The following is a 25,854-nucleotide window of genomic DNA, read 5'->3' on the forward strand; positions in this document are numbered from 1 at the left end:
GGGGGGGGGGGGCCCCCCGGGGGGGCCCCCCCCCCCCGGGCCTGGCCGCCGTCGGCGGAGACGAGGGTGGAAAGGATCTTCACGGCGGTGGTCTTGCCGGCGCCGTTCGGCCCGAGCAGGGCGAAGATCGTTCCTTCGGGCACGCTCAGGTCGACGCCGTCGAGGACGACCTTGTCGCCGTACGACTTGCGCAGCCCGTTCGCCGCGATCGCCAAGCTGGTCATGGATGGAGGCTCCTTCGAAGGGCTGCGGGGCACGGGGCTGAGGGGTTGCGGGGCTGCGGGTCCGCGGGTCTGGCGGCCAGGGGGCAAAGGGGCAGAGGGGCCGGAGGGGTCACAGGCTGCGGGCGGCGATGTCGCCCGAGGTGGTGGTCGCGTGGATGTCGAGTTCGGCGGCGCCGTCGTTCTTGAGGTCGTTGCTGACGCGGCCGCGGGAGGTGCCGGCGTCCAGGGAGGCCGAGACGCCCGAGGCGGCGGCGACCGAGATGTCGCCCATCTGGGTGCGCAGCACGACCTTGCCGCGTACCGCCTCGGCGATCCGGATGTCGCCCCTCGCGGTGCTGATCTCCGCGGGACCGTTGAGCCGGCCGACCTCGACGTCGCCGTCGACCGCGGTGAGGCGGAGGCTCGCGGCCTCGTCGATCTTGATCTGCTGGTACGCGCCGTCGAAGGCGATGTCGCCGAGGCGGCCGACGGCCCGGAACTCGGTGCTGGCCGCCTTCACCTCGACCCGCGAGCCGGCGGGCAGCTGGACGGTCACCTCGATGGACCCGGAGGGGCCGAGGTACTGGTTCTTCGCCGGCGCCTCGATCCGCAGGACCCCGTCGGCGTACGCCACGGTGGTCTGCTCGGCGGCCTTCACGTCGCGGCTCCTGGAGGGCTTCGCGGGGCGGATCTCGACCGCGGTGTCGGTGCGCTCGGCGGCGATGATCTGGACCCGGCCGGAGGGGATGTCGAGGGCGGCGGCGATCGGGGCGGGGGTGTCGAACTTCTGCATGGTGTGCTCCCTGCGGGTTGCTGTTTCCGATGAAGGAAAAGCTACGTTGCGTTCGCAATATTGGCAACGTACTTGTTGCATAGCAATCGCATCTGTCCAGCTCAGTGGCGCTAATTCGTTGCGATGGTCCTGAACGGAATGCAACTGACCGTCGCGCGGATGTTGCAATGGGATGAGGGTGAACGCTATGCTGGCGGCATCGGGGAACGCACGAAGGAGGGCACGATGCCGGGAGGCAGGCTCACCCAGAAGGACCGCCAGCAGATCGCGCTGGGGCTGGCCGACAACCTCCCCTACGCCGAGATCGCCCGCCGGCTGGAGCGTCCGACCTCGACCGTCACGCGCGAGGTGATGCGCAACGGCGGCCCGGTCGGCTACCGCGCGGAGGTGGCGCACCGCGCCACCGAGGGCCGCACCCACCGGCGCAAGGCGGCGCCGTCCCGGGAGGCCGGCCCGGCCGCCCTGCCGCACGGACGCGACCCCGAGGCGCTGGCGGCGTACGAGGAGCGGTTCACCACCGTCATGATGCAGTCGGGCCTGTCGAACAAGATGATGGCGCGGGTGATGGTCTGCCTGCTCACCACCGATTCCGGCAGCATGACCGCCGCCGAGCTCGTCCAGCGCCTCCAGGTCAGCCCGGCGTCCGTCTCCAAGTCGATCGCCTTCCTGGAGGGCCAGGCCCTGGTCCGCAGGGAGCGCGACGAGCGCCGCCGCGAGCGCTACGTGATCGACGAGAACCTCTGGTACCAGTCGATGATCGCCAGCGTCGAGGCCCTCACCCAGCAGGCCGAGATCTCACGGCAGGGCGTCGGCGTCCTCGTCTCCGGCACCCCGGCCGCCGTCCGCCTGGAGAACGTCGCCCGCTTCCTCGACTTCGTGGCGGAAAGCCTCGCCCGCGCCGCCCAGCAGGCCCGCGAGGTCCTCCACGCCACGGCCCGGCCGCCGTCCGCCGCCGATCCGCAGGCCCCCACCTCCTGAGGCGTACCCCGCACCACGCCCGGCCTGCCCCGGCCGCCTCCCGCCGCGGGAGCGCGCCGGCTGAGACTGAGCGCGGTAGTTGTCGTCAACCTTCCATCTCGACCTGGCCTTTCTGAAGCACTGAGCACGACATCTGTCGCCGAATTCGCATCAATGTTGACGTGCCCTGTGCTCTTTGCAGGCAAGTTGTCGCCAACTTCGAAGACCACTCCCTACGACGGGAAACGCGCCGCTTACCTGGGGTCATGAGCGATAGCCGGGGCTCGATGTGGTCCCACCGCTGTACGTGGACGGAACTGCTGGTCCCGGTCTCGCTGGACGCGGGGCGGGATGGCCTGGATCTGTCCGGTGGCTGGCCGGATCGGTGGACGGCGACGTGGAAGTACGCCGGCGATGAGGTGACAGGGGCAGTACGCCACCTGGAGCAGGTACCGGTGGCGAGCCGTGGGCCGATGCGAGGGTTCACCTGGCGACGGGAGCAGCGGCACAGGCCAGGCCTGGAGTCCCTGGTTTCGACGGGGCGGCTGCACGGGTTCGAGAGCCTCGAAGAGGACCAACTGCTGGTGGCCCTTGATTTCGCCGGTGACCTGGTGGAAGTGCTGTCGCAGCCGCTGCGCATCCGATTCAACACGGCAAAGAAGTGGCGCAACCACACCCCGGACTTCTTTGCGATCACAAGGGCGGGGACTTGGCTGATCGACGTACGGCCCCGAGACCTGATCGAGGACGAGGATCTGGAGTCCTTCGCGGCCGCTGAAGAGGTGGCGTTGGTCTGCGGATGGCACTACGCGGTCGCGGCCGAGTGGCGTCCACATGTGCGGTCCACGCTCGGTGCGATGTACGGAAAACGCCGTCCGACGCGCGACGTGCTCGGGATGCAGCCCCGTCTGCTCGCTCAGGCCGAAGGAAGCTTGACCTTCGGGGAGTTGGCAGCCGCGCAAACGTATTGGCCGGTAGCCAGGGCGCAGTTGCTGCACCTGCTGTGGCACCGCAGGCTCGGCATCGACCTTGCACAGCCGCTGTCGGATAGGTCGCGGGTGGTGCGGGCGGGAGGCGTTTCATGATGGGGGCGGCAGCTCTGGATCTCTCGCCCGGTGCGGGTGTGGTGCTCGACGAGGTGGAGTGGCTAGTCGAGCGGCAAGAGCCACATCTGGGGAGGGTGCATCTGGTGCGGTCGGACGGCGATCGGCAGCGGGTGAGCTTCCGCTTCCTGGTCAACCATCCGAAGTGCCGGTCGTCGTCGCGGACAGCGGCGGAGGGGGCGAACCGGGGGCGGCAGGCGGCTTCATGGAGCGATGTGAAGCCGGAGAAGCGGCCCTTGATGGAACAGCGCTTCGCGCATCTGATGGAGGTCAACTGCGGTTTTCGCAGCGGCGATCCGTTCCGTCCTGAGCCGGGGGAGCCGCGTCCTGAGTTCGACCCGGACAGAACGACGCTGACCGAGCGGCGGGTAGCGAAGGCCCTGGAATTGTCGGTGCTGCGGCCTGAGGAAGCCAAGTTGCTCCTGGGCATCGCGCATGTCGGGGTGCGCACCTTGGAGCGGTGGGAGCGCCGGCGCAGGAAGTACGGGATCGTGGGCTGCGCCGATCACCGGTGGCTGCGGGCGAGCGGGGGACATCCGAGCGTCAGCGAGGAGGTCCGCGAGGCGATCTTCGCGGTGAGGGCGGAGACGCAGCATCACCGGTCCCGGGTGAGCGCACGCACCCGCGAGATCATGATCCGTCGCTATGTGCGGGAGACCTTCGAGAACGAAGACGAGGATGGGGACGAGAGCGAGAAGATCGAGGTCCCCAGCTACCACACGCTGCTGCGGGTGTGGAAGGACTGGTTCGGGCCGGGCGGCGCCCGACAGAAGTACGAGCGCTCGGCCGAACTGCCCACCAAGAATGGGCATGTGCTCGTGACCCGCCCCGGCCAGGTCGTCGCGCTGGACACGACGATCCTGCCGGTGATGGTCCGCGAGAACGTTTTCGGTGACCCGATCACCGTCCACCTCACTTTGGCGCTGGACGTCTACACCCACTCCATCTGCGCGTTCCGGCTCACGCTGGTGTCGGACTCCTCGGTGGACGTTGCGATGGTGCTGCGCGACGTCATGCTGCCGTTGCCCATGCGGGAGGAGTGGGACGAGGACATGGAATGGCCCTACCCGGGGCTGCCGGCCGCCATGGTCTCCGAGTTCGCCGGCTACGAAGTGGCCGGGCTGCCGTTCTTCACCCCCGAGACCGTCACCTCCGACCACGGTTCCGTCTACCGCAATCACCATCTGGTGGATGTCCAAGAGGCGATGGGCTGCCGGATCCTTCCGGCGCGCGTGCTGCGCCCGCAGGACAAGAGCGCGGTGGAGCGCGTCTTCGGCAGTATCCGCTCACTGGTGTTCGAGAAGCTAGCTGGCTACACAGGGGTTGACGTCTCTGACCGCGGCGCGGACCCGGAGGGCGACGGGGTGCTGACCCTGGCCGAGATGGAACACTTCATCGCGACCTGGGTCGTGAAGGTCTGGCAGAACCGGAGGCTCGGCGAGTTCGCGCCCAGCTGGGATCCCGGCGGCGACCACAGCCCCAACACCCTGTTCGCCGCCTCCTTCGCCCAGGAGGGCTTTGACCTGAATATCCCGTCCCCGGAGACGTACTACCGCTTCCTGCCCGAGCATCATGTGAAGCGGATCTACCGGCGAGGCGTGAAGGTCAAGGGCCTCTACTACGATGCTGAGTTGCTGCACCAGCCCAACCTGCGCTCCGCCCGAGGCGGACGCTACAAACAGCAGTGGGTCATCCACCGCGAGCCTCGCGACCGGCGGGTGGTGTACTTCCAGGATCCCGGCACCCATGAATGGCACGAACTGCGCTGGACGGGTCTGCCGCCGGAGGGAGAGATGCCGGCCTTCGGGGACGCCAGGGTCGAGGAACTCCTCACCCGGGTACGGGAAGCAGGTCTCAAGCCGCGCTCCGACAGCGACCTTGTCCCCATCCTCCTGAAGATGCTTGGGGCCGTCGATCCGGTCGAGAAGTGGCCGTCCCAGCTGACCAAGTCCCAGCGGACGCAGCATGCGCGGGAGATCACCCAGGCCCGGGCAGCTGCTGCGGACCGGCCGCAACAGACCCAGGAAGAGGATGAGTCGCCGCTGCTGGTCACCGCTGGTGCGCTCCAAACGGAGCCGCCATCGCGCGAACGAGCTCGGCAGGCCGCACGGAGCCTTGACGCCCATCGGCGTCGACGGCGCGAGGCGGTTGGGCCCCCGCAGCCATCGGAGCCCGCTCCACTCGGATCGAGCCGTCGAGGCCGAAATCTTTTCGTCATCGTAGAAGACGATAACGAACCCGACGAACCATTCACGGAACCGCATGGATCCTCTCTGCGGAGGACGGAAGAGGAGTGAGATGGGCGACCGCTTCCCCGACGCACCGGACGAGCCCGTCCCGTTCCTTCGCTTTGGTCCCCGGCCGGACAGGACTACTTACGAGGGATGGCAGGAGTTCCGAACGACGCGCGATTTGTTCGTGCCGGTCAAGAAGATTTCCTTGGCCGAGTACCGCCTGATGAGCCCGCGCAAGAAGTCACTGCATGATCTACATCGAGCGGCCACGCATGTCAACATGCGCATGGGGGAGACGCCGATGAGCGCAGCTGTTACTGCACTGATGCATTCTCGAATCCGTAACAACTCCATGCGCGTAAATCCGAGCACCCTCGACGGCCTGATGATCAATGGTGGCGGCTACCAAGGAAAGACGGAGACCGCGTGTCGGAGTGCCGCCGACTTCGAGGACACCTGGCGCTATCTGTTCGAGAATTACCGTGCCTACTTCCTTCAGCCGATGCCCGGAACCCGGGATCTGATCGCGCCGGTCACCTATTGCCAGGCCCCAGTCAAAGCAACCCCGATGGGGCTGTGCGAGGCGATCCTCGACTTCTATGGCGCCCCTTATGGCAAGAATTTGCGAGGGATGATCCGTAACGTTCGCGAATCCATCAAGGCGCACGCTACCACTGTCCTGATCATCGACGACATCACCCGTCTGAAGATGCACAGGGAAGACGATCAAGACACCCTGGACCTGATCCGCGGCCTCATGGATCTGGACGTCACGCTCGTCCTCATCGGCGTGAACATTCCTCGTTCCGGACTACTCAGGGAGGGCTGGCACGACCCCCGCACCAAACAGTGGGTCTATGCCCCACTGAAGAAAGGCAAGAGTTACAACCCCGATGCCTCGACCCAGACGGAACGCCGCTTCGATCTGATCAACCTTGACCCGTTCGACTACAGCAGTGACGTGGGCATCGCAGCGTTCGTCGACCAGAACCAGATCCGCCTCTTCAACGCTGGGCCGGGCACATTGTCCGAAGGCGAGATGTCCGAGTACCTCTACCGCCGGACCCATGGAATCGTCGGTCTCCTGCGACGGCTGGCCGAGGACGGACTGGTCAAAGCCATGGAGAGTGGCCTGGAGGACCTGACTATCGACCTCCTTGACGAGATCACGATCAACTTGGGCAACGTTTCCGGCCGAGACGACGGACGGGACGCTGAAGCCGGAGAAATCCCCGACATCGACACCTCTCCGAAGCGGGAACCAGGCCCGAGGCCGCGTAAAGGCCGCAACACCGTCTACGACGACCGAGGCACTCCTCCGGCGACTGAAGCATGATCGACCGCCCCCTGCCACGCAGCCTTGACCCGCTGTACGACGAGACCCTCGTCGGTTTCGTCCTCCGCCTTGCATGTCACAACGGCACAGTCCCAGCCGAAATCGCAGCTCGTATGGGATTGACGGACGAGACGAGCGCCACGCCTGGCTTCGTCCCCTCCTGGCAACTCGCGGACATGGACAAGCCAAGTCTCGTTCGCGCGGCACGCGTAGCGCAGCTGACCGTGGCAGAGGCCGACCAACTGCTGCTCGCACCCTTGGGACATCGATACGGACTCGTGAGTCGACGGTATCGGCCATGGACGGATCCGCAACAGCTAAGCCGACCCGACCGCTGGATCTTCATACGGGCCTCCCAGTACTGCCCGCCATGCCTCAAGGGAGACAGTGACCTCCTGGGGCAGTTGTACGGCGGGGCGTGGAAAAGAGCCTGGCGTCTACCTGTGATGTTCGCATGTTCGCGGCACCAGCAACTGCTGGGCCGATACTGCCCCAAGTGCCGTACCCCCGGCCAGTTCTCGTCCAACGGCCTGATCACACGCGCTGGTGCGGGAGAGCTTCACCCGACACAGTGCCGCGGCACTGCTTCTGATGCATCCTCAGGCGGTCGACGCGCGGTCTGTGGGGCGAACCTCGCCCGCGCTCACTCTCCTCGTATGCCGGCAGACTCGGACACACAAGGCTTCTTACTGGCCCTCCAGCAACGTCTCGATGCGCTCCTATCCGACGACGGGCCGCAGGTGGCCAACAGTTGCGGCACATCCATCCCGGTCGCACAGTACTTCGTCGACCTGCGTGTCGTGGCTACCCTGGTCATGGCTTCTTGGCCTGAGGCTATCGGCTTCGCGGCGACGCCTGCCCTGGCTAAGGCTATCGAGCGAGAAGTAGAGCAGCGACGGCGAAGCCGACGCCGTGCACCTGGCGGAACGAAGAGATACTACGGAGCTAACTCTTCACTGTCGCCTACGGAATCTTCACTGGCCATGGGCGCGGTATTGGGGATCGCCGAACGCATCCTTGACGGTCGCGAGAAGCAATGGACCGAGATGGCTGTAGGACCGCTCTACAGAGGCCCGTTGCGTGCAGGCACCTTCCCGGAGCTCGTCCGCCAATCCGGCACGTCCTCCGCATTGCAGGAAATTCTCGGAGTAGTGCCACGCGCAGAGGATGTTCAGAGCTCCGATACGTACGATCGCAGCCCGCGAAACGGCTAGCCATGCGCCCCTTGCCACGCAGCTTGGATCCGCTGTACGACGAGACCCTTCCGAGCTTCGTCCTGCGGCTCGCTCACAGGGCCGGCACGACACCCGGAGAGATTGCAGTACGCGGCGGCCTGCCCCTCCGTATGCCCTTGGGATTCATGCACCACCTGAACGACGAGCATCTGGCGGGCTTCGCTCGTGCCACACAGCTGTCGCCCGACGAAGTCAGGGACTTGCTCCTGGCCCCGCTCGGAGCGAGATACGGGCCACTGAACTCCACGCTCACGCCACGCCGTACACCCGGGCGGATGGTCTACGACAACCCGTGGGTCCTGAGCCGCTCGACGCGATACTGCCCGCAGTGTCTCGCTGGAGACGGCACCGCCATTCAGGTTCTCCATGGCGGCGCATGGAGGCGGCTCTGGCGTCTCCCGGTGAACTTCCTCTGCCTCCGGCACCAATGCCTCCTCCGGCACCAGTGCCCCAGCTGTGCAATGCCCGCCCAGTTCGCCGCCACAGGGTACGCCGTTGCTCGACCCACCGACGACACCTTGCGCCCGTGGCAGTGCCGAATCACCTTGCAACCCACGCGGTCGCAGATGACAGGTACTGCTTGCGCAGCCGACCTGCTCCGGCTTGATCCGGCCCCTGCAATGCCCGACGCGGCCACCCTGATCGTGCTCATCCAACTCCAGCGAAGATTTGCGAATTTGCTTACTGAAAGCGGTCCGGAGGACGCCAGAAGCGCCGGCCTGCTGGTACCTGTTGCCCATTACTTCGCCGACCTGCGTGCCATGGTCGCCATGATCTTCCGGTCATGGCCTGCCGCCCGTGAGTACGCCAGCACGGCCTGTCTGGCCGCCACCCTCGATGCCGAGCACTCAGCGCGCATCGCTCGTGCCCAGCCCCTGCTCAACACTCCCGGCAAGAAGAAGACCTCCAAGCCCTATACGGCACCGCCCGCAGATTGCCTCACTGCCGGCGCGGCGCTCAATATCGCAGCGAGTCTGCTTGATGCTGACGATCAAATCGACGCCCGGGACCGATTGGCGCCGCTGGTTCATCAACTGAGGCGACAAGACCTCGCGTTGAGCACGTGGCTTCGCCGCCCGTCTTGGATCTCAGGCTCGCTCAGGCAAGCAGTCATGGATCTTCCCCCACGTGGGGGGATGATGGCGTGATCGCTCGGGCGGCGATGCACTACGAAGAAGCGTTCTACGAATCATCCAGCCCTTCCTCGTCGTTCTTTACAGGGCTGAGGGCGATCACGACGACCTCGCGTGGGCCTGACCAACCGACTCGTGCAACGCATCGCCATGGCTAGCTCAAAGGTGGGCCGTTGTCATTCAGGGAGAGCGGAGGAGGGATGTGTGGCGGTTGTCCGGCTGCGGGTTCGGTAGGCAGCGGGAGTAGACGAGTACGAAGGGGAGCGGGTGTTTCCCTGGATACGCACAGTGATGACTGCGTGAGGGCGCCCTCCAGGCTCGGCTGGGGGGACTTCTGTGACGCTGAGGCACTGGTGAAGCTGCGCCTTGCGGGTCTTGGCGGTGAGTTCGAGGACGACCAGGAAACCAACCGCGACATCGGTGGCGCCGTACTCTGCGGGCTGAACGCTGTAGCGGCTGGCGAGATAGTCCATCGATGGGTTGTCCAGTTCCCGTTTGCACTCGATCACCAGATGGAACGCACCGTAGAACAGCACGATGTCGGTACGGCCAGCGCCAATGTTCTTTACCTCCCAGCGGGGACTGGCGCCGAGGGCCGTGTACGCACGCTTGGCGAGATCTTTGGCCATGTCGACTTCCTCGGGTGCCTTTTCTTCCTTCGTGAAAGGCCTGAGGAACGGCTCGCCGAGGGCTCCTCCGGTCTCCGCGTCGATTGCCCATCGGGTGTACCGCATGAGGAAGAGCAGAACCTCTTCGACCCGTAGCGCGGCCTCCCCGCTGATGCCGGTGATGCGCTCGACCTCTTTGCGGAGACATTGGAAGGTGTTGTTGAAGTACTCGCTCAGGTCAGGATGCCTGGAGCTTAGGACGACCTGACCTGCATCGTTGATGTCCTGGGCCAGGTCGGGATAGTCGTGGAGAAGCTGAGTGAGCCGCATGCCGACTGCATGAGGCAGGACAAGGGCTGAGGTGGCGGCCCTAATGTCTACGGCCTCGCCTTTTGGGGCGTCGGATTCACCTCCGGTGCGCAGCAGTTCCCGGAGGTCGAGAATGGCACTGCGGGCGGTGTCACTGGTGTCAGGATTGTCGGCGTTGACGGCCAGCCAGCGGTCAAGGAAGAGTGCGCTGTCGCTTCTGGCGGTCAGGACACTGGCCAGGCGAGGCTGGAGAAGCTGCGGCAACGCTGCCGTGTTCTGGGGCGTCGGGACGCCATCGCTGTAGGCCAGGTCCGGCGGTGCCAGCAGGTGGAGCGTGCGGTGAGCGCTGTAGACCTGGGCCATGGCGGAGATCAGTGCGGGTGGGTCCCACCAGGCATCGTCAAGATCCTGCAAGGCGTGGAGCCGGTCCGCCAGCTGGACCCAGGCGACGGTGGCGTCCGCTCTCGGGTGCCGCCAGGTCGGTTCTTCCTGAAGGCTCGTCAGCCGATATTCCCCGACAAGAGTGTGGAGTTCGGAGACAGAGACATCAGCGACGCTCTGCCCTGATGCGAAGCCGATGAGCGCGTCCAGGGAGGTCTGGAAGATGCGAGCGTCCAAGCGGTCTTCGTATCTACTGCAGCGGCTCAGCCACTCGCGGGCGTTCTGCAACTCCGGCAGGGCCATCTCCACCGTGGAGCGCGTGAGGCCGGCGTGCAGATGGACCATGGCCAGTTCAAAGCAGACATCGTCTTCATGGTCCTCGAAGAGGAGCAGGCTCTTGAGCGCGTCGGGAATTTCTTCGTGCTCCCAGCGCTCTGCTGCTGCCCCGAGGCAGCGCACGAGGCGTTGGACTAGGACGGGATCGGGTGCATCGGTCGCTGTCGTCTCCGTGAGTTCGCCGGCTAGGTCGACGAGTTGGCTGAGGACGCGTAGCGGCTTGGTCCAGCCGCCCAGGGCCAGCCGGGCGAGCCCTTCGAGCGTGATTCCAGCTTCGGCGTCCCTGCCCTGGGCGCGGCGCGCTAGTACCCGGCTGAGTGGGTCGACCAAGACGGGAAGAGCTTCGGCGCATGAGAGGACGTCTTCGACGATGTCGTCGAGCGCGAAGGCATCCTGCACCTCGACTGCCGCAGAGATCAGCTCGGCTGCCTGATCGTGGGAGGGCAGACCGGACCATTCATCGAGGGTGAGGGTGATCAGCACAGGCATGTCGGGGGAGACGACGAGCGCTTCTCTGGCAGACCAGATGGCTTCGAACCCGCCCAAGGCATCCAGAGTGAACTCTTCGCCAGCTTGGCGCAGCTGCTCCAGACGTTCGGATACGTCGCTCACTTCATCTCATCCTCGCGTGGGCTCGTCTGCTTACCAGAGAGTGTTCCCCGGCTCGACCACATAGGTGTGTGCGGCGTCGAGGGTTTCATGGAGATATCTGCCGTGTGCGCTAGTGAGGATGACCTGCAGCCCGGGGATGTCCTCGGTGAGTTGGATGAGTTCCTTGATCATGCTGGCGACATCGGCTGGTTTGGCCTCTTCTCTGCCGATGGAGTCCAGAATGAGCAGCCCTGGATGCCGCGTCACACCGGCTTCAAGGCCGACACGGAGCAGCGCCGCTACTACGGCGATCTTCAGGCGCAGCCGCTCCCCGTCGTTTACCCTGCTGAACGGAGTTGTGGTGCCTCCCTTGGTGATCTTCATGTGCGCTCCGCCGTCCAACTCGGCGCGGGTGAGTTGCCGCACACCGAGGTGCTGCCCAATAAAGGTGAGCCGGTCGTTGACCTGCGCCAGTAGCTCGTCCTGATCTTCCTTTCGCCGTGTCACCGACGCCGTCTCCGCGGCTTGAACGATCTTCAGCCGACGCGTAAGAGCGGTCACCTGGTCAGCAAAGTCCGAGATGCGTGCACCACTGCGTTCGCTGAGCTGTCCGGCCAACTGTGCCCGGCTTAGTTCCAGGAGGCGGCGCTGCTCAGCCGCCAAGGTATCGACCTCGGCCAGGGCGGAGCGGGCTGCGCTCAGGGCAGCGTAGGCGACGTCGCGTTCGGCCTTCGCGCTGTCCATGTCGCTCGCCTGCGACTTCACTGCGTCAGTGAGCTGCAAGACTGCGAGCCTGGCTTGAGAGAGATCGTCCAGGGAATCGAGGTCGAGCTCGGAGTTATCGGTCAGGAGGCGGCGCAGCTCTTCCTGCGACAACGGCTTTGTCTCTGGCTCGTGATCGGGCTCTAGCTGAAGGTCGCTGTCGCACAGAGAGCAGCGGCCAGTCTTTTCGGCTGCCCACCGCTCGGGCAGTACGTCGGTTTCGCATCGTGGGCAGCACGTCGGCTTCAGCGCGTGCCAGAAACGCCGGGTATGGGCGGCCTCCAGCAACGCGGCCACGTCCGCCTCAGTCGACTCCAGCAGGCGAGACGTTTCACCGTAGGCCTGACTGCTCTGCAGCCACGCGTCGTTGGCATGGGCGTACACAGTTGCGGTGCGCTGGAGAGCATCGACAAGCAGCCGGATCTGTTCCGGGTCTGCAAGGACAGGCAAGCCGGCGAGAATTCTATCGATGTCCGCAATCTCGCGCTGGAGCTGTTCAAGGCTCGCAGTGTGGGCGGTTCTCGCCTGCTTGACCTGCCGGTTTAGCACCGAGATACGGTTCTCCAGGTGTCTCCCGAAGGCTTGTGCGGTGGCTGCTACCGGAGCCCAGGGGCTGCCCAGATAGACCTGCAGCAGCCGCACCGCGGCATACAGCTCCTCGCCAAGTACGACCTTGACACTTGGGTCGCTGATCAGCAGAGCACCGCTCCAGGTAGGCCAGCCTTGTACCCCGAGGGCACCGTCGGCGTCGTCGATCCGGTCCCCGTCCCGCCGAGCCCCCCAGCTGGGTATGGCCTCGAAGCCAAGGCGCGGCGACATGATCCCGTCCATGACCCGTTCCAGATCCTTGCCCGATGAGAACGAGGCCAGCTCGTGCCGGACGTGCGGGCGCAGTGCTTCGCACAACTGCTCCAGCAGGTCCGGTACGGCGGTCGGCGCGTCGCCGCTCGCCTCGAATGCCTCCTTCACGAGCCGGTGACTAAGGTGGCTCAGGTCCTCCCAGGGAAGATCGGCGTCGGGCGCCAAGAGCAGAACCTTGCCCCGCGGGCGCCGGTTGTGGACACCGAACACGACGGCCATCGGTTCGCCGTTAACGGTTACCTCGACGAGAACGCCACGGAGCCACTGCCTGACGTCGTCTTGCAGATCGGTCCGCCCCCGCACTGCCCACAAGATGATGTGGAGCAGGCTCGACTTGCCCGCGTCATTCTCGTCCTGCGTACCGAAACCGGTCACACCGGGTTGGATGGCCTTGGCGAACGAGAATGGTGCGGCAGTCCCGTCGCGGAACTGCTTGATACCGGCGAAATGAACCCCTCGCACCGCGAGCGAATGCCGTGCAGTGCTCCAGCCCGTAGGAGGCGTGATCGACTCGACAGCCAGGGCACCACGGACTTCAGCTTCCTGATAACCGCTGCGCCGGACGATGTCGTCGATCCAGTCGTCAGCGCCGACGATCGGCTCCGAGCTGGACCTGCCCGCATCCTGCTGAGTCATCCGTGACCCCCTCCTGCCGCGTCCTGTTGTGTATCTGGCGGCCAAGTAAGCCCGAGCCGCGCCGAGAGCTCTTGAGCGCGCAGGGTTACTTCTTCGGTGATGTCGGGGATCAGCTTTCCGGCCGCCACAGCCTTGTATGCCTCGTGCTCATATTGCCGCTGGCGCATCCGGCCGCCGGTCACTGCCTCGGGTATCAGCCCGATGGCTTGTGCCTGGCGCACGTACCAGATCATCTCGGGGATGTCGGCTTGAAGAGCGGTAGCTGCTTCCTGTCCTCGCGGCAGCAGGTAGTAATCCCTACGAGCATTGGAGCTGCTCTCGTTGACGCGCCGCACGGCGATGTGCTTGCGGGATGCCAGTAGTGCGAGCGCGTTGTCTGGACGTTCGTAGGCGCCATAGAGATACTTCGTCATGGGATAGCGGTGAAGCGAGGGTGCCACTCCGCCGATCATGCCGGCCACCAGACGCAGCGTTGGCCCGGCCGGCTGGCGCTCCTGCTCTACCTCGGTCAAGAGTTCGTGAGCGAGAAAATCTGGGCATCGCAACCAGAAGTCGAGCTTCACTAGCCGCGTCAAGGAGCGCACCACCTTGACGGCGTCCGGCGCCACACCGTCCCCCGCGAGTGGAGAGCCCAAAACATCCATGATCACCAAGAGGCGGGACGCGCTCTGCGTTGTGGCGCCCCCTCGCATGCGGTGATGGCTCACCAGACTGTTTCGCACCAGCCCCCCAGTAGCCCTGGCACTCCCGGCCCAATCCCGGAACGAAGTGCACGGAGCGTAGCTCACCAATGGGCGGATTCGCACCCACTTGGCGCACGGAAAGCAAAAGCGCTGCGTATGGGCGCACCACCTCGTGTTTGGGCTCGCGTGAGGCTGAGTCCTGTGCTGGGGTTTGTGGCGTCGGTCACCCGATCGGCAAGCGGTTGCCGCGCTCCTCTATGCCACGTCGGGAGCACTCAGCCTGGGGTCGGGGACAGCCCGTCGCGTCTGGCAAGGCAGGTCGCACGACAGTTGTCGTGCAAATACGACACCTATCGTGCTCAGTCACACCGGCGTCGTATGTGTGCTCGCGCACAGTTGCAAGCATTGTGCTTGCAATAGTTAGCACCGCGAGGCACGCTGTCGTCATGGGAGCGCTGAAAGTGGGTGGGCTCGGGGAGTACCTGCGGGAGCAGCGGCGCAGTGCGCAGCTGAGCCTGCGGCAGCTCGCGGATGCGGCAGGCGTGTCGAATCCGTACCTGAGCCAGATCGAGCGGGGGCTGCGCAAGCCGTCCGCCGACATCCTGCAGCAGCTCGCCAAGGCCCTGCGGATATCGGCCGAGACCCTCTACGTGCAGGCGGGAATCCTCGACGCACGGGAGCGGGACGAGCTGGAAGTGCCCGCGGCGATCCTGACGGACCCGTCGATCAGCGAGCGCCAGAAGCAGGTGCTCATCCAGATCTACGAGTCCTTCCGCAAGGAGAACGCCGCAGCGGAAGCGGACGCGTCCGCGGACACGCCCACGGCCGCGTCCGCGGACACGCCCACGGACACGGGTGACGACGGCGACGACGACGTCGCGGTCCCCCACGCGCAAGCGCGACAAGCAGACGAAACGGCGGGGCCCGGCCCCGTACGGGAGGAAACCGACCATGACGATCACCGATGACATCGTGAAGGGCCTGCGCAACTCGACCCCGCTGTACGCGGTCGCGGGCACCGCCGACCTGGCGGCGGAGAAGCTGCGCGAGGTTCCCGTCCTCATCGACAGGCTGCGGGCGACCGGCCCCAAGACCGTGCAGGCCCGGGTCAGCACGCAGGCCAAGGACGCGCAGACCAAGCTGACCGCCCAGGCCAAGGACGCGCAGAGCAGGCTGAACGAGACCTTCGCCGGCCTCGACCAGAACCTGAAGGAGCTGAGGGAGCGCCCGCGCCCGGACCTGCGCAAGCTCGGCGAGTCGGTGCAGGGCATCGCGCTGCAGGGCGTCGGCCGCGCCGCCGAGTACGCGGTGAAGGCCCGCGAGACCTACGACGAGCTGGCCGAGCGCGGCAAGGGCGCGGTCGCGCAGTGGCGCGGCGAGGCCGCCGACGAGGTGGTGGAGATCGCCGCCAAGGTGGAGCCCGCGCCGGGCCCGGCCGCCGCGCCCGTGCAGGACCAGAAGGACCAGGTCAAGCCCGCCGCGGCGAAGAAGCCCGCGCCGCGCCGGGCCTCGACGACCAAGAAGACCGCGCAGTAGCCCCCGCGGGGGACCGCACGGTCAACTCGCCGACGGACCGGGCACCGTAGGGGAGCCCGGTCCGTTGAGTGGGTAGACCGGTACCGTTGGCAGCCGACGGACGGCACAGAAAGGCGGTGGACGGCGTGCTGATCACGGGGTTCTTCACGGTATTCGGGCTGATTTCGCTGGCCCTTTTCCTCTTCGCGCTCTTCGCGTTCGTGGACGCGGCGATCCACCGTGAGGACGCGTACCGGGCCGCGGACAAGAACACCAAGGCGTTCTGGCTGATCATCCTGGGTATCGCGGCCGTGGTGATGAAGCTCTTCTCGATCATGTCGTTCCTGCCGATCATCGGCCTGGTCGCCGTGATCGTGTACATGGTCGACGTACGGCCCGCGGTGCGCGGCGTCAGCGGCCGGGGACGGGGCGGCGGCCGCGGCGGCTTCAAGCGGCGCCAGGGCCAAGGCGGTGGCAGCAGCAGCGACGGCCCCTACGGCCCGTACAACGGCCGCAGGTGACCGGAGGGGCGGCGCCCGGCGCGGCCGGGCGGCACCCCTGGCCGCGGAAGCAGTGCGTGGTACGGCCCGGCGCCAGGGCTCAGGGCTGAGGCTCAGCGCCACGGCTCAGGGCCGCAGCTCAGCCGTGCCGCTCCAGCAGGACGACCGCGAGGTCGTCCGTCAGCTCGCCGCCGTTCAGCTCCCGCACCTCGGTGACCGCCGCGTCCAGCAGCTCCTCGCCGCCGAGCCCGGCGGCCAGCAGCCGTGCGGCGAGCCGCACCATGCCGTCCTGCCCGAGCCGCTGGGTGCCCTGCCCGATCCGGCCCTCGATCAGGCCGTCGGTGTAGAGGAGCAGGCTCCACGCGCCGGTCAGCGGCACGACGATCCGTTCCCAGGAGGCATCGTCCAGCAGCCCGAGCGCGGGCCCGCCGTCCTCGTACGGCAGCAGCTCCGGCGGCCCGCCCGGCGCGGCCAGCAGCGGCGCCGGATGTCCTGCCAGGTGCAGTCCGGCCGAGCGGCCGTCGGGCGCGATGTCGAGCACGCACAGCGTCGCGAAGATCTCCTCGTTGGCCCGCTCGTGCACCAAGACGTCCTGCATGGTGCGCAGCAGGGTCTCGCCGCCGATTCCGGCGAAGGTCAACGCCCGCCACGCGATGCGCAGTTCGACGCCGAGTGCGGCCGCGTCCGGGCCGTGCCCGCAGACGTCGCCGATCATCGCGTGCACGGTGCCGTCCGGGGTGCGGACGGTGTCGTAGAAGTCGCCGCCGAGCAGCGCGCGGCTGCGCCCCGGCCGGTAGCGGGCGGCGAACCGCAGCCCGGTGGCGCCCTCCAGCAGCGGCGTCGGCAGCAGGCCGCGCTCCAGCCGTGAGTTCTCCTGGGCGAGCAGCTTGGTCTCGGTGAGCTGCCGGTGCGCCAGGTCGGCCCGCTTGCGTTCGATCGCGTAGCGCATCGCGCGGGTGACCGCGGAGGCGTCGACCTCGCCGCGCGCCAGGTGGTCCTGCGCCCCGGCCGCCACCGCGCCGGCCGCGCGGAAGTCGTCCGGGCCGTCGGTGAGGACGAGGACGGCGGTGCGCGGCGCGATCTGGCCGACCTGCGGCAGGCTCTCCAGCGCGTCGGGCAGGTCGAGCAGCACGCAGTGCACGTCGTCGGTGAGGAGCCGGCCGGCCGCGGTGAGGTTGCGGGCGCGCAGCACGCGGATGCGCGGCCCCGCGCCGTCCTGGAAGTACGGCGCGGTGAACGCGCCGGTCGGGTCGTCGCCGACCACCAGCAGGGTGAGCGCGGCCGGGTCGCCCGACTCGGTGCGCTGCCGGGGCAGTACGGGTGCGGCGGGCGCCGCGGGCGCGGTGCCGGCCGCCGGGCCGTCAGACTGCCCGGCGGGCGTGCTCCTCGGCAGCACTTCGAGGCCCTCGGCCCCGGTATCGAGGGCAGAGGGCCGTTCGGTGCCGCGTCCTGGTGCGGACATCAAGCGACTCCTTCCGTCCCCCTCGGCCATCCCGTGACCCTAGTGGCAGGAACGGGCGCGACGGGAGGGCGCGATGTGCGCGACGCCTGTCATATGCCGTGGCCAGAGCGGTATTTCGACCGCAATGTGGGCAAGCGCACATGACCAACGTCACGCTTGAACGGTGCAACCGTGCTCCCGGTAGGACCCTTTTGCGGTCCTGCCGACCGTGGGAACGGTCCCGCGACGCCTCTTCTTCCGTCCCTTCCGCCCGAGTTGCTATGTTTCGCGCCGCGGGGCGAGCGCGGCCCACGCGACCGTCACCTCGCCCTGCCGCCACCGCGCCGGCCCGTCGGCGACCGGCCAGCCGGCCGCCCGCAGGTCGCGCACCGCGCGGATCCAGCGCTGCCGGGCGCCCAGCGCGGACAGCGGGGCGGCGCTCGCCCAGGCCCGGTCGAACGCGGTGAGGAAGGCGTGCACGGGCTCACCGGGCACGTTGCGGTGGATGAGCGCCTTCGGCAGCCGCTCGGCCAGGTCGGACGGGCGGTCGAGCGAGCCGAGGCGGGTCGCGAAGGTGACCGTACGCGGGCCCTCCGGGCCGAGCGCGACCCATACGTGGCGGCGGCCGATCTCGTCGCAGGTGCCCTCGACGAGCAGCCCGTCCGGCGCCAGCCGGGCCCGCAGCAGGTCCCACACCGCGGCGACCTCGGCCTCGCCGTACTGCCGCAGCACGTTCGCGGCGCGGATCAGCACCGGGCGTCCCGGCACCGGCACCTCGAAGCCGCCGCGCACGAAGGTCAGGCCCTCGTTCTCGTACGGCCGCGCCGCGGCGACCCGCTCCGGGTCGATCTCGACGCCCACCACCCGGACGTCCGCGCGCACCCTGCGCAGCCGCGCGAGCAGCTCCACCGCGGTCCACGGGGCCGCCCCGTACCCCAGGTCGACCACCACCGGGTCGCCACTGCGCCGCAGCGCACCGCCGTGAGCTGCGGCGATCCACCGGTCCATCCGCCGCAGCCGGTTCGGCCCGGTCGTCCCCCGCGTCACCACCCCGACCGCCCGCGTTCCCATCCCCCGAGCCTATGCGTCCGCCTCGCGGCGCTCGGCCGGCCCCGCGCCCGGGGGTCGTGCCCCGCGGGGGCATCCAAGGGGCGCGGGGAACGGCGCGAGCAACCCCGCACCGGCAGAAGGTCCGTCCACAACAGCGGCGCACCCCTCCGGGCGGAGCCCGTACGCAGCCGGGCGCAGCCACCGGCAGAAGCTCCGGCCGCAGCGGCGGCGCCCCCCGGTCCACCCCCGGGCGGAGCCCACCGGCAGCCGGGCGCAGCCGGGGGGACGGACATCCGCGCCCCTCGGGGCGCCACGTTTCGGTTCGGCAACGTCGGACACCCGAAGGAAATGGAACGGGAGATTCCGGCGTTGACCATGGTTGACCGCGGGGGTTCGGCTGCCGGAAGGAATCGCAAAGGTGACCCAGTACACGGCCCGGCTCGGCGCGCGGCGCGGCGCCCCCCACAAGCGGTGGAGCGTGGGGCGGCGCGTGCGGCGGGTGGCCATGCTGAGCGTGCACACCTCACCTCTGCACCAGCCCGGCACCGGTGACGCCGGCGGCATGAACGTGTACATCGTGGAACTGGCCAAGCGGCTGGCCGAGCGCGACGTCGAGGTCGAGATCTTCACCCGCGCGACCAGGGGCGGCCTGCCGCCCACCGTCGAGATCACCCCCGGCGTGCTCGTACGCCATGTGGACGCGGGCCCGTACGAGGGGCTGGCCAAGGAGGAGCTGCCCGCACAGCTGTGCGCCTTCACGCACGGCGTCATGCAGGCGTGGGCGCACCACCGGCCCGGCCACTACGACCTGGTGCACTCCCACTACTGGCTGTCCGGCCACGTCGGCTGGCTCGCCGCCGAGCGCTGGGGCGTGCCGCTGGTGCACGCCATGCACACCATGGCCAAGGTCAAGAACGCCTCGCTGGCCACCGACGACTGCCCCGAGCCGGCCGCCCGGGTGATCGGCGAGACGCAGATCGTCGCGGCCGCCGACCGGCTGATCGCCAACACCGAGGAAGAGGCCGGCGAGCTGGTCAGGCACTACGACGCGGCCCCCGGCAAGGTCGCCGTCGTGCACCCCGGCGTCAACCTCGACCGTTTCCGTCCCGAGCCCGGCCGCGCCGCCGCCCGCGCCCGGCTGGGCCTGCCGCAGGACGCGGTGATCCCGCTCTTCGCCGGCCGCATCCAGCCGCTCAAGGCGCCCGACGTGCTGATCAGGGCGGTCGCCGTGCTGCTCGACGAGGACCCCTCGCTGCGCGACCGGCTGATCGTGCCGGTGGTCGGCGGCCCGAGCGGCAGCGGCCTGGCCAAGCCCGAGGCGCTGCACAAGCTGGCCGCCCGGCTCGGCGTGTGCGACGTCATACGCTTCCACCCGCCGGTGGACCAGGACCGGCTCGCCGACTGGTACCGGGCGGCGACCGTCCTGGTGATGCCGTCGTACAGCGAGTCCTTCGGTCTCGTCGCCATAGAGGCGCAGGCGTGCGGCACCCCGGTGGTGGCCGCTGCCGTCGGCGGTCTGCCGGTCGCGGTGCGCGACGGGCACACCGGCTTCCTCGTCCCCGGCCACGACCCGCACGACTACGCGGCCGCGCTGCGCCGCTTCCTCGACCATCCCCACCTGTCCGACAGCCTCGGCGAGGCGGCCGCCCGGCACGCCCGCGGCTTCGGCTGGGACACCGCGGCCGCCGACACCGCCGAGGTGTACGCCGCGGCGATGTCCGAACACCGCCGTCACCTACGATCGCCCCATGGCACCCATGCGTGAGCAGCAGGCGGCCGCGGCACAGACCACCGGGGCGCAGGGCACCGACGGGCAGACGTCCGGCGCCCCGGTGCCGGACGCGACGCACGACGCGGCGCGCGCCGTCGAGCAGGCGCTCAGCGAGGCCGAACTGCCCTGGGAATGCCCGCGTCCAGGCACGTACGTGGTCCAACTCCCCGGCACCCGCAAGCTGTCCACCACCTGCCAGCTGATCGTCGGCCGCCACACGCTGTCCCTCAACGCCTTCGTGGTGCGCCGCCCCGACGAGAACCACGAGGCCGTCTACCGCTGGCTGCTGGAGCGCAACCTCAAGCTCTACGGCGTCGGTTACGCGGTCGACCGGCTCGGCGACGTCTACCTCACCGGCCGGCTGCCGCTCGCCGCGGTGACGCCCGCCGAGGTCGACCGGCTGCTCGGCTCCGTCGTGGAGAACGCCGACGGCTCCTTCAACATACTGCTGGAGCTGGGCTTCGCCTCGGCGATCCGCAAGGAGTACGCCTGGCGGGTGTCGCGCGGGGAGTCCACCCGCAATCTGGACGCGTTCGCCCATCTGACCGGCGACGGCGTCGATTAGCCGCCGGACCCTCCCCACCGGCGGGTCGAATCCCACCGCGCCCCTTCGCCGGGGGCGGCGGCCTCAGGGGCGGGGCGTCGGTGGGGCGTTCAGGGGCGGGGCGTCGGTGCGGGCGCCGCAGTGCCGACCCCGGTGCCGGCCCCGGTGTCGGCGGCGAGACCGATCCCCGCGACGGCGAGCGGCGCCGGGCGGACCCGCAGCAGCAGGTAGTAGCCCGCGGCGGCGACCGTGCCGACCACCGCGCAGCCCGCCCAGACCGCGCCGCGGCCCAGGAGGTCCAGCGTCAGGCCGCCGACCAGCGGTCCCGCGAACGCGGCCGCCGACCAGGACAGCGTGTACATCCCCTGGTAGCGGCCGCGCGCGGTGGCCGGCGCGAGGTCGGCGACCACCGACATCGAGGCCGGCGCGTGCACGATCTCGCCGAGCGTCCAGACCACCACGGTCAGCGCGTACAGGCCCACCGAGCCGGCGAAGACGGTCAGCCCGAAGCCCCAGGACAGCAGCAGCGACCCGACCGCGAGCAGGCCCGCGGTGTTCCGGGCGCGCAGCGCCCGGGTGACCGGGATCTGCAGGACGACGATCACCACGCCGTTGATCGCGGCGACCAGGCCGTACTGCCGGGCGGACAGCCCGTGCGCGCCCATGTCGACGGCGAGCGTGGACGACCCCTGCTGCATCACGCTGCCGAGCAGGAAGGTCAGGCCGACCACGGCCATGAAGCGCTGGTCGCGCAGGACGTCGACCAGGCGGAGGGCGGGGGTGCGTCGCGGTGCGGCGGCCGGTTGTCCCGCCGCCGTGGTGGTGGCGGGGAGAGGACCGGGGGCGGGGGCGAGGGTCTCCTTCGCCTTGGCGAAGAGCACGAGCGCGCACAGCGCGGTGGTGAAGGCGTCGCCGAGGAAGAGCCAGAGGTAGCCCTCGGCGGCGATGAAGCCGGCCGCGGCGGCGGAGACGCCGAACCCGATGTTGATCGCCCAGTAGTTGAGGGCGAAGGCGCGTACCCGGTCCTGCGGCGGGACCAGGTCGGCGATCATCGCCTGGAGCGCCGGGCGGGAGGCGTTGCTGGTCAGGCCGACCAGCATGGCGACCCCGGCGATGGCCAGCGGGTCGGTGACCAGGCCGAGCACCGCGGTCGTCAGCGCCGCGCCGAGCTGCGCGGCCAGCAGGGTGCCGCGGCGGCCCAACCGGTCGGCGAGCACCCCGCCGAGCACCGCACCGCCCGCCCCGCCCAGCCCGTAGAGCGCGGCGACCAGTCCGGCGTACGAGGCGGAGTAGCCGCGCTGCACGGTCAGGTACAGGGCGAGGAAGGTGACGACGAAGCCGCCGAGCCGGTTGATGAGGGTGCTGGTCCACAGCCACCAGAACTGGCGGGGAAGACCGCCGACCGTCTCCCGCAGCGCCCGTGTCGCAGTCCCCACCATGCCCCCTGTAATAGCCGTATCCGCCGAGTGAAGATTACACAGGGCGGGTCGCGAGACGCCACGGCATTTCCATTAGGCTCAGCGGCATGGCTGCTGCTGCTGCGTACAAGCTGATCCTGCTCCGCCACGGCGAGAGCGAGTGGAACGCGAAGAACCTGTTCACCGGCTGGGTGGACGTGAACCTCAACGACAAGGGAGAGAAGGAGGCGGTCCGGGGCGGTGAGCTGCTCAAGGACGCCGGCCTGCTGCCCGACGTCGTGCACACCTCGCTGCAGAAGCGGGCGATCCGCACCGCCCAGCTCGCGCTGGAGGCGGCCGACCGGCACTGGATCCCGGTGCACCGCTCCTGGCGGCTGAACGAGCGGCACTACGGCGCGCTCCAGGGCAAGGACAAGGCGCAGACCCTCGCGGAGTTCGGCGAGGAGCAGTTCATGCTGTGGCGCCGCTCCTACGACACCCCGCCGCCGCCGCTCGAGGACGGCACCGAGTTCTCCCAGTCCGACGACGCGCGCTACGCGACGATCCCCCCGGAGCTGCGCCCGCGCACCGAGTGCCTCAAGGACGTCGTGCACCGGATGCTGCCGTACTGGTACGACGGCATCGTCCCCGACCTCCTCGCCGGCCGCACCGTCCTCGTCGCCGCCCACGGCAACTCCCTGCGCGCCCTCGTCAAGCACCTCGACGGCATCTCCGACGCGGACATCGCCGCCCTCAACATCCCCACCGGCATCCCCCTCGCCTACGACCTGGACGCCGACTTCCGCCCCCTCACCCCCGGCGGCCGCTACCTCGACCCGGACGCCGCCGCGGCGGCGATCGAGGCGGTCAAGAACCAGGGCAAGAAGTAGTCCGTCTTCGCTGAAGCGCCCCCGGCCTGCGGGATTGTCCGCGGGGCGGGGGCGTTCGTGGGTCCGGGGGAGGGGGGTGGGCTAGGCCAGGCCCAGGGTGGGGAGGCACTGGGCGGTGCCGGTGAGTTCGATGTCGTCGCGGCGGTGCTTCTGCCACGCTTCGCGGGTGAGGCGCCACTGCTGGATCCGTGCGGGCTCGCCGCGCCGGGTGTCCCAGTCCGTGCCGTTCGGCTCGTAGCCGAGGGCGCGGGAGATGCGGTTGGACGCCTCGTTGTCGACGAAGGCGTCGCTGCCGGCTTCGCGAGCGCCCAGCCCGGCGAAGGCCAGGTGCAGGATCGCCGCCCGCATCTCCTTGCCCAGCCCCTGCCCACGGTTGCCGGGGGCCAGCCAGGAGAAGCTGGAGACCGTGCCGAACCGGGTGAAGTTCCTGCCGATCAGGTCCTGCATGCCGACCGGTTCGCCGTCGACGAGCACGGCGAAGTACAGCCGCCACGCGTCCGGGCTCACGCGGGCGCGGCCCGCCCAGACGGCGCGCAGCCAGCGCCACTCGCGCTCGGGACTGTCGGCGTAGAACGAGATCGGGTCGTCGAACGGCCACGGCTCGGCGTCGGCGATCCCGGCCCGCACGAGCGGCACGAGGCGCTCGAGCAGTTCGTCGGACGCGCCGGCCAGCGTCACGCGTGGCGTGCGGACTTCGACGTTCAGCGGGGGATAGGTGTGGGCCACGCCCGGACGGTAGCCAGCCCGCCCGGGAGCCGCATCCGGTTTTCCGTCCGCGAGGCGGCTCCGGGGGGGGGAATTGCCGGAACTGTCCCTGGTGAGGGCGTCCCTCTGGTACAACTTCCGGCGGGACGGGATGTGGTGCGGTGGGGGCGGGGGCCCGGGGTGGGGGCGACTGTGGGGCGTTGGTCGGTACGACGGGGGCGGCGGTCGGATGATCCGCTCACCGGATGGCACGACGAGATCGGGGTGCAGTTCCCGGAGTGCGACCGCATCGTGCGCCGCTTCCTCGTCACCCACCATCACCGTTCGCGGCGGCTGGCCCGCGGCTTCGGGTTCTGGTTCCGGCTGTTCGGATGCGTCGAGGTGGTGCTGGGGGTGACCTTCCCGCTCCTCTTCCTCTACCCGCAGACCCAGAACGCCGTCGCCCTCCAGGCGACCTTCAGCGTGGTCATCGCGGTGTGCACGGCCTTGGGCACGTTCTTCGGCTGGCGCGAGAACTGGGGCACGTACCGCGGGCAGAACGTCTTCCTCTCCCGGGTCCTCGGCGAATGGGAGCTGGAGCTGATCACGATCATCCACGGCTCCCAGTCGCCGAGGGAGAAGAAGCGCCACGCGCTGGAGATCACCAAGGCCACGCTGGCCTCGCTCTTCGACGCCCTCAGCCAGGAGCACGAGAGCTACTTCGCCGGTGTCGGGTCCGCGCTGGAGATCCGCACGTCCCTGGGCCGTCGCCGCCACGGCCCGGATGAGGTCGGCGGCCCGGACGGCCCGGACGGCCCGGACGGCCGGAGCGACCCGAGCGCCCCCGACGGCCCGGACAGCCCGGACGCCCCAGACGCCCCGGACGACCCGGAGGCCGTCCGCGCGCCCGACGGCCCCGCCCCGGTCGGCGCCTGAAAACTCCCCCCGTCGCCCGCCTCGGGCGAACCCCGTGGGAATCCGCCCGAGCCCGCCGGAACCCCGCCGGACTCAGTGCTCGCAGGCGTGCGCGCGGAAAGCACTGAGAGCGACGGTGACCTGGCCGTCCGCGTCGGCGTCCGGGAGGCCGGGCGCGTCGTACCGGACCTGGGCCGGGCTGAGCGCGCGCAGGTCCGCGGGGGTGAAGTCGACGGCGGCGGCGGACGAGGAGTTGTCGCTGGTCCATCCGTAGAGCGTGTAGACGGTGTGCTCGGCCAGCGGGGTGAGCGGCCGCCGCGTGGTCCACCCGGGTCCGGCCGCGGCCAGCGGCCAGGTGGTGAGGCCGGAGAGCGGGACGCGGCTCGTCCACTTGCCGTTCTCCGTCTCCTTCGCCGGATCGTCGGCGGAGACGTAGAGCGTCGCGCCGTCGATGGCGTGGCCGCAGGTCCGGATGACACCGACCGGGCTTCCGTCGGGCGTCACCGTGATTCCTGTCACCGCGCCGACCGGTACGGTGCAGCCGGTGGTCAGGCCGAGCAGGCCGCACACCGCGACGCCCGCCGCCACCACGCGCCCACCGGTCCTGCCGGCCCGTACTCCCCTGGTCATCGAACGCCCCCCGCCCCTCGGGCCACCCGCCCGTGCAAGAGCGACGCTACGACCGGATGACGCCGCGCGGCCCCGCCGAAGCCGACTCGAAGCCGACTCGACGCCGACCCGTGGTCCGGACATGAAGCCGTCCGCCACCCCGGCGGCGCCACGCGCGGAGGGCCCCGCCGGCCGGAGCCGGGCGGAGCCCTCGACGAGACGCGCGGGAACGAGACGCGCGGGAAGAGGAACCTACGGCGGAACCTACGGCGCGCAGCCGCCGCACTGGCAGGGGCCGCCGGACTGGCAGCCGCAGCCGCAGCCCGAACCGCAGCCGCACGCGGCGGCGAGCGGGAGCGGGGTCCGGTGTGGGGCGG

General features: G+C 69.1%; 23 protein-coding genes and 1 pseudogene. 14 read left to right on the forward strand and 10 right to left on the reverse strand.

The window, feature by feature from the left end; genetic code table 11:
• Positions 1–224 (reverse strand): ATP-binding cassette domain-containing protein (locus tag V2S66_RS27810; RefSeq protein ID WP_330799468.1); only part of this gene is annotated, 224 nt, incomplete at its 3' end.
• A 109-nt stretch (positions 225–333) separates the two neighbouring features.
• Positions 334–996 (reverse strand): DUF4097 family beta strand repeat-containing protein, encoded by a 663-nt coding sequence (locus V2S66_RS27815; protein ID WP_330799469.1) that lies wholly within the window; start codon positions 994–996, stop codon positions 334–336.
• 225 nt (positions 997–1,221) lie between these two features.
• On the opposite strand from V2S66_RS27815, the gene V2S66_RS27820 reads away from it, so the two are divergent.
• The 7 genes and pseudogenes from V2S66_RS27820 to V2S66_RS27840 all read left to right on the forward strand — a co-directional run bounded on the left by V2S66_RS27820 (position 1,222) and on the right by V2S66_RS27840 (position 9,009).
• Positions 1,222–1,974, forward strand: a complete 753-nt coding sequence (locus V2S66_RS27820) for a helix-turn-helix domain-containing protein (RefSeq protein WP_330799470.1) — start codon at positions 1,222–1,224, stop codon at positions 1,972–1,974.
• 245 nt (positions 1,975–2,219) lie between these two features.
• Positions 2,220–3,038, forward strand: coding sequence for a TnsA-like heteromeric transposase endonuclease subunit (locus tag V2S66_RS27825; RefSeq protein ID WP_330799471.1), 819 nt, complete (start codon positions 2,220–2,222; stop codon positions 3,036–3,038).
• Positions 3,035–5,353: a transposase gene (locus V2S66_RS27830; protein ID WP_330799472.1), complete on the forward strand. Its 2,319-nt coding sequence runs from the start codon at positions 3,035–3,037 to the stop codon at positions 5,351–5,353. Before V2S66_RS27825 ends, V2S66_RS27830 begins: the two co-directional genes overlap by 4 nt.
• A gap of 1 nt (position 5,354) precedes the next feature.
• The gene (locus V2S66_RS27835) at positions 5,355–6,626 is read left to right on the forward strand and encodes an ATP-binding protein (protein WP_330799473.1); all 1,272 of its coding nucleotides are present in this window, start codon (positions 5,355–5,357) and stop codon (positions 6,624–6,626) included.
• Complete coding sequence (locus tag V2S66_RS34645) at positions 6,623–7,840, forward strand: TniQ family protein (protein WP_413966501.1); 1,218 nt, start codon at positions 6,623–6,625, stop codon at positions 7,838–7,840. Before V2S66_RS27835 ends, V2S66_RS34645 begins: the two co-directional genes overlap by 4 nt.
• A 2-nt stretch (positions 7,841–7,842) precedes the next feature.
• A pseudogene (locus V2S66_RS34650) lies at positions 7,843–8,286 on the forward strand (TniQ family protein); the annotation flags it as partial.
• 195 nt (positions 8,287–8,481) lie between these two features.
• Positions 8,482–9,009 carry a hypothetical protein gene (locus V2S66_RS27840; protein WP_330799474.1) on the forward strand — a complete coding sequence of 176 codons (528 nt, stop codon included), beginning with the start codon at positions 8,482–8,484 and terminating at the stop codon, positions 9,007–9,009.
• A gap of 161 nt (positions 9,010–9,170) precedes the next feature.
• Here V2S66_RS27840 and V2S66_RS27845 read toward each other — a convergent pair whose 3' ends face one another.
• The 3 genes from V2S66_RS27845 to V2S66_RS27855 are packed head-to-tail and all read right to left on the reverse strand — an operon-like array spanning position 9,171 to position 14,041.
• Positions 9,171–11,240, reverse strand: a complete 2,070-nt coding sequence (locus tag V2S66_RS27845) for a hypothetical protein (RefSeq protein ID WP_330799475.1) — start codon at positions 11,238–11,240, stop codon at positions 9,171–9,173.
• A gap of 30 nt (positions 11,241–11,270) precedes the next feature.
• The gene (locus V2S66_RS27850) at positions 11,271–13,478 is read right to left on the reverse strand and encodes a hypothetical protein (RefSeq protein ID WP_330799476.1); all 2,208 of its coding nucleotides are present in this window, start codon (positions 13,476–13,478) and stop codon (positions 11,271–11,273) included.
• Complete coding sequence (locus tag V2S66_RS27855) at positions 13,475–14,041, reverse strand: hypothetical protein (RefSeq protein WP_330799477.1); 567 nt, start codon at positions 14,039–14,041, stop codon at positions 13,475–13,477. Before V2S66_RS27855 ends, V2S66_RS27850 begins: the two co-directional genes overlap by 4 nt.
• Before the next feature lie 566 nt (positions 14,042–14,607).
• Between V2S66_RS27855 and V2S66_RS27860 the strand changes: the two genes are divergently transcribed.
• The 3 genes from V2S66_RS27860 to V2S66_RS27870 all read left to right on the forward strand — a co-directional run bounded on the left by V2S66_RS27860 (position 14,608) and on the right by V2S66_RS27870 (position 16,197).
• Positions 14,608–15,129 carry a helix-turn-helix domain-containing protein gene (locus V2S66_RS27860; protein WP_330799478.1) on the forward strand — a complete coding sequence of 174 codons (522 nt, stop codon included), beginning with the start codon at positions 14,608–14,610 and terminating at the stop codon, positions 15,127–15,129.
• On the forward strand, positions 15,113–15,697 hold the full coding sequence (locus tag V2S66_RS27865) for a hypothetical protein (protein ID WP_330799479.1): 585 nt from the start codon (positions 15,113–15,115) through the stop codon (positions 15,695–15,697). Before V2S66_RS27860 ends, V2S66_RS27865 begins: the two co-directional genes overlap by 17 nt.
• An 86-nt stretch (positions 15,698–15,783) precedes the next feature.
• Positions 15,784–16,197 carry a DUF2516 family protein gene (locus V2S66_RS27870; RefSeq protein ID WP_413966502.1) on the forward strand — a complete coding sequence of 138 codons (414 nt, stop codon included), beginning with the start codon at positions 15,784–15,786 and terminating at the stop codon, positions 16,195–16,197.
• Between the two features lie 118 nt (positions 16,198–16,315).
• On the opposite strand, the gene V2S66_RS27875 is transcribed toward V2S66_RS27870, so the two are convergent.
• A complete protein-coding gene (locus V2S66_RS27875) occupies positions 16,316–17,638 on the reverse strand; it encodes a PP2C family protein-serine/threonine phosphatase (RefSeq protein ID WP_330799480.1) in 1,323 nt (440 codons plus the stop codon).
• A gap of 258 nt (positions 17,639–17,896) precedes the next feature.
• On the reverse strand, positions 17,897–18,688 hold the full coding sequence (locus tag V2S66_RS27880) for a class I SAM-dependent methyltransferase (protein WP_330799481.1): 792 nt from the start codon (positions 18,686–18,688) through the stop codon (positions 17,897–17,899).
• A gap of 397 nt (positions 18,689–19,085) precedes the next feature.
• On the opposite strand from V2S66_RS27880, the gene mshA reads away from it, so the two are divergent.
• A complete protein-coding gene (gene mshA, locus V2S66_RS27885) occupies positions 19,086–20,432 on the forward strand; it encodes a D-inositol-3-phosphate glycosyltransferase (RefSeq protein WP_330799482.1) in 1,347 nt (448 codons plus the stop codon).
• Positions 20,416–21,003, forward strand: a complete 588-nt coding sequence (locus V2S66_RS27890) for a type III secretion system chaperone family protein (protein WP_330799483.1) — start codon at positions 20,416–20,418, stop codon at positions 21,001–21,003. Before mshA ends, V2S66_RS27890 begins: the two co-directional genes overlap by 17 nt.
• An 89-nt stretch (positions 21,004–21,092) precedes the next feature.
• Here V2S66_RS27890 and V2S66_RS27895 read toward each other — a convergent pair whose 3' ends face one another.
• Entirely contained in the window at positions 21,093–22,421 is a 1,329-nt protein-coding gene (locus V2S66_RS27895; RefSeq protein WP_330799484.1) for an MDR family MFS transporter, read from the reverse strand.
• A gap of 86 nt (positions 22,422–22,507) precedes the next feature.
• Between V2S66_RS27895 and V2S66_RS27900 the strand changes: the two genes are divergently transcribed.
• A complete protein-coding gene (locus V2S66_RS27900) occupies positions 22,508–23,269 on the forward strand; it encodes a phosphoglyceromutase (RefSeq protein WP_330799485.1) in 762 nt (253 codons plus the stop codon).
• A gap of 81 nt (positions 23,270–23,350) precedes the next feature.
• Here V2S66_RS27900 and V2S66_RS27905 read toward each other — a convergent pair whose 3' ends face one another.
• Positions 23,351–23,995 carry a GNAT family N-acetyltransferase gene (locus V2S66_RS27905; RefSeq protein WP_330799486.1) on the reverse strand — a complete coding sequence of 215 codons (645 nt, stop codon included), beginning with the start codon at positions 23,993–23,995 and terminating at the stop codon, positions 23,351–23,353.
• A 243-nt stretch (positions 23,996–24,238) separates the two neighbouring features.
• On the opposite strand from V2S66_RS27905, the gene V2S66_RS27910 reads away from it, so the two are divergent.
• On the forward strand, positions 24,239–24,889 hold the full coding sequence (locus V2S66_RS27910; protein ID WP_330799487.1) for a DUF4231 domain-containing protein: 651 nt from the start codon (positions 24,239–24,241) through the stop codon (positions 24,887–24,889).
• Between the two features lie 72 nt (positions 24,890–24,961).
• Here the strand turns inward: V2S66_RS27910 and V2S66_RS27915 are convergent, their stop codons facing one another.
• Positions 24,962–25,498: a hypothetical protein gene (locus V2S66_RS27915; protein ID WP_330799488.1), complete on the reverse strand. Its 537-nt coding sequence runs from the start codon at positions 25,496–25,498 to the stop codon at positions 24,962–24,964.
• Positions 25,499–25,854: the final 356 nt, after the last annotated feature.

It is taken from the genome of Actinacidiphila polyblastidii, assembly GCF_036353415.1.
Classification (GTDB): domain Bacteria; phylum Actinomycetota; class Actinomycetes; order Streptomycetales; family Streptomycetaceae; genus Actinacidiphila; species Actinacidiphila polyblastidii.

Bases quoted from the DNA above. Each gene is read 5' to 3' on its own strand.
- V2S66_RS27815 (WP_330799469.1), bottom strand. From the start codon at position 996: ATGCAGAAGTTCGACACCCCCGCCCCGATCGCCGCCGCCCTCGACATC.
- V2S66_RS27820 (WP_330799470.1), top strand. From the start codon at position 1,222: ATGCCGGGAGGCAGGCTCACCCAGAAGGACCGCCAGCAGATCGCGCTG.
- V2S66_RS27825 (WP_330799471.1), top strand. From the start codon at position 2,220: ATGAGCGATAGCCGGGGCTCGATGTGGTCCCACCGCTGTACGTGGACG.
- V2S66_RS27830 (WP_330799472.1), top strand. From the start codon at position 3,035: ATGATGGGGGCGGCAGCTCTGGATCTCTCGCCCGGTGCGGGTGTGGTG.
- V2S66_RS27835 (WP_330799473.1), top strand. From the start codon at position 5,355: ATGGGCGACCGCTTCCCCGACGCACCGGACGAGCCCGTCCCGTTCCTT.
- V2S66_RS34645 (WP_413966501.1), top strand. From the start codon at position 6,623: ATGATCGACCGCCCCCTGCCACGCAGCCTTGACCCGCTGTACGACGAG.
- V2S66_RS27840 (WP_330799474.1), top strand. From the start codon at position 8,482: ATGCCCGACGCGGCCACCCTGATCGTGCTCATCCAACTCCAGCGAAGA.
- V2S66_RS27850 (WP_330799476.1), bottom strand. From the start codon at position 13,478: ATGACTCAGCAGGATGCGGGCAGGTCCAGCTCGGAGCCGATCGTCGGC.
- V2S66_RS27860 (WP_330799478.1), top strand. From the start codon at position 14,608: ATGGGAGCGCTGAAAGTGGGTGGGCTCGGGGAGTACCTGCGGGAGCAG.
- V2S66_RS27865 (WP_330799479.1), top strand. From the start codon at position 15,113: ATGACGATCACCGATGACATCGTGAAGGGCCTGCGCAACTCGACCCCG.
- V2S66_RS27875 (WP_330799480.1), bottom strand. From the start codon at position 17,638: ATGTCCGCACCAGGACGCGGCACCGAACGGCCCTCTGCCCTCGATACC.
- V2S66_RS27880 (WP_330799481.1), bottom strand. From the start codon at position 18,688: ATGGGAACGCGGGCGGTCGGGGTGGTGACGCGGGGGACGACCGGGCCG.
- V2S66_RS27890 (WP_330799483.1), top strand. From the start codon at position 20,416: ATGGCACCCATGCGTGAGCAGCAGGCGGCCGCGGCACAGACCACCGGG.
- V2S66_RS27895 (WP_330799484.1), bottom strand. From the start codon at position 22,421: ATGGTGGGGACTGCGACACGGGCGCTGCGGGAGACGGTCGGCGGTCTT.
- V2S66_RS27900 (WP_330799485.1), top strand. From the start codon at position 22,508: ATGGCTGCTGCTGCTGCGTACAAGCTGATCCTGCTCCGCCACGGCGAG.
- V2S66_RS27915 (WP_330799488.1), bottom strand. From the start codon at position 25,498: ATGACCAGGGGAGTACGGGCCGGCAGGACCGGTGGGCGCGTGGTGGCG.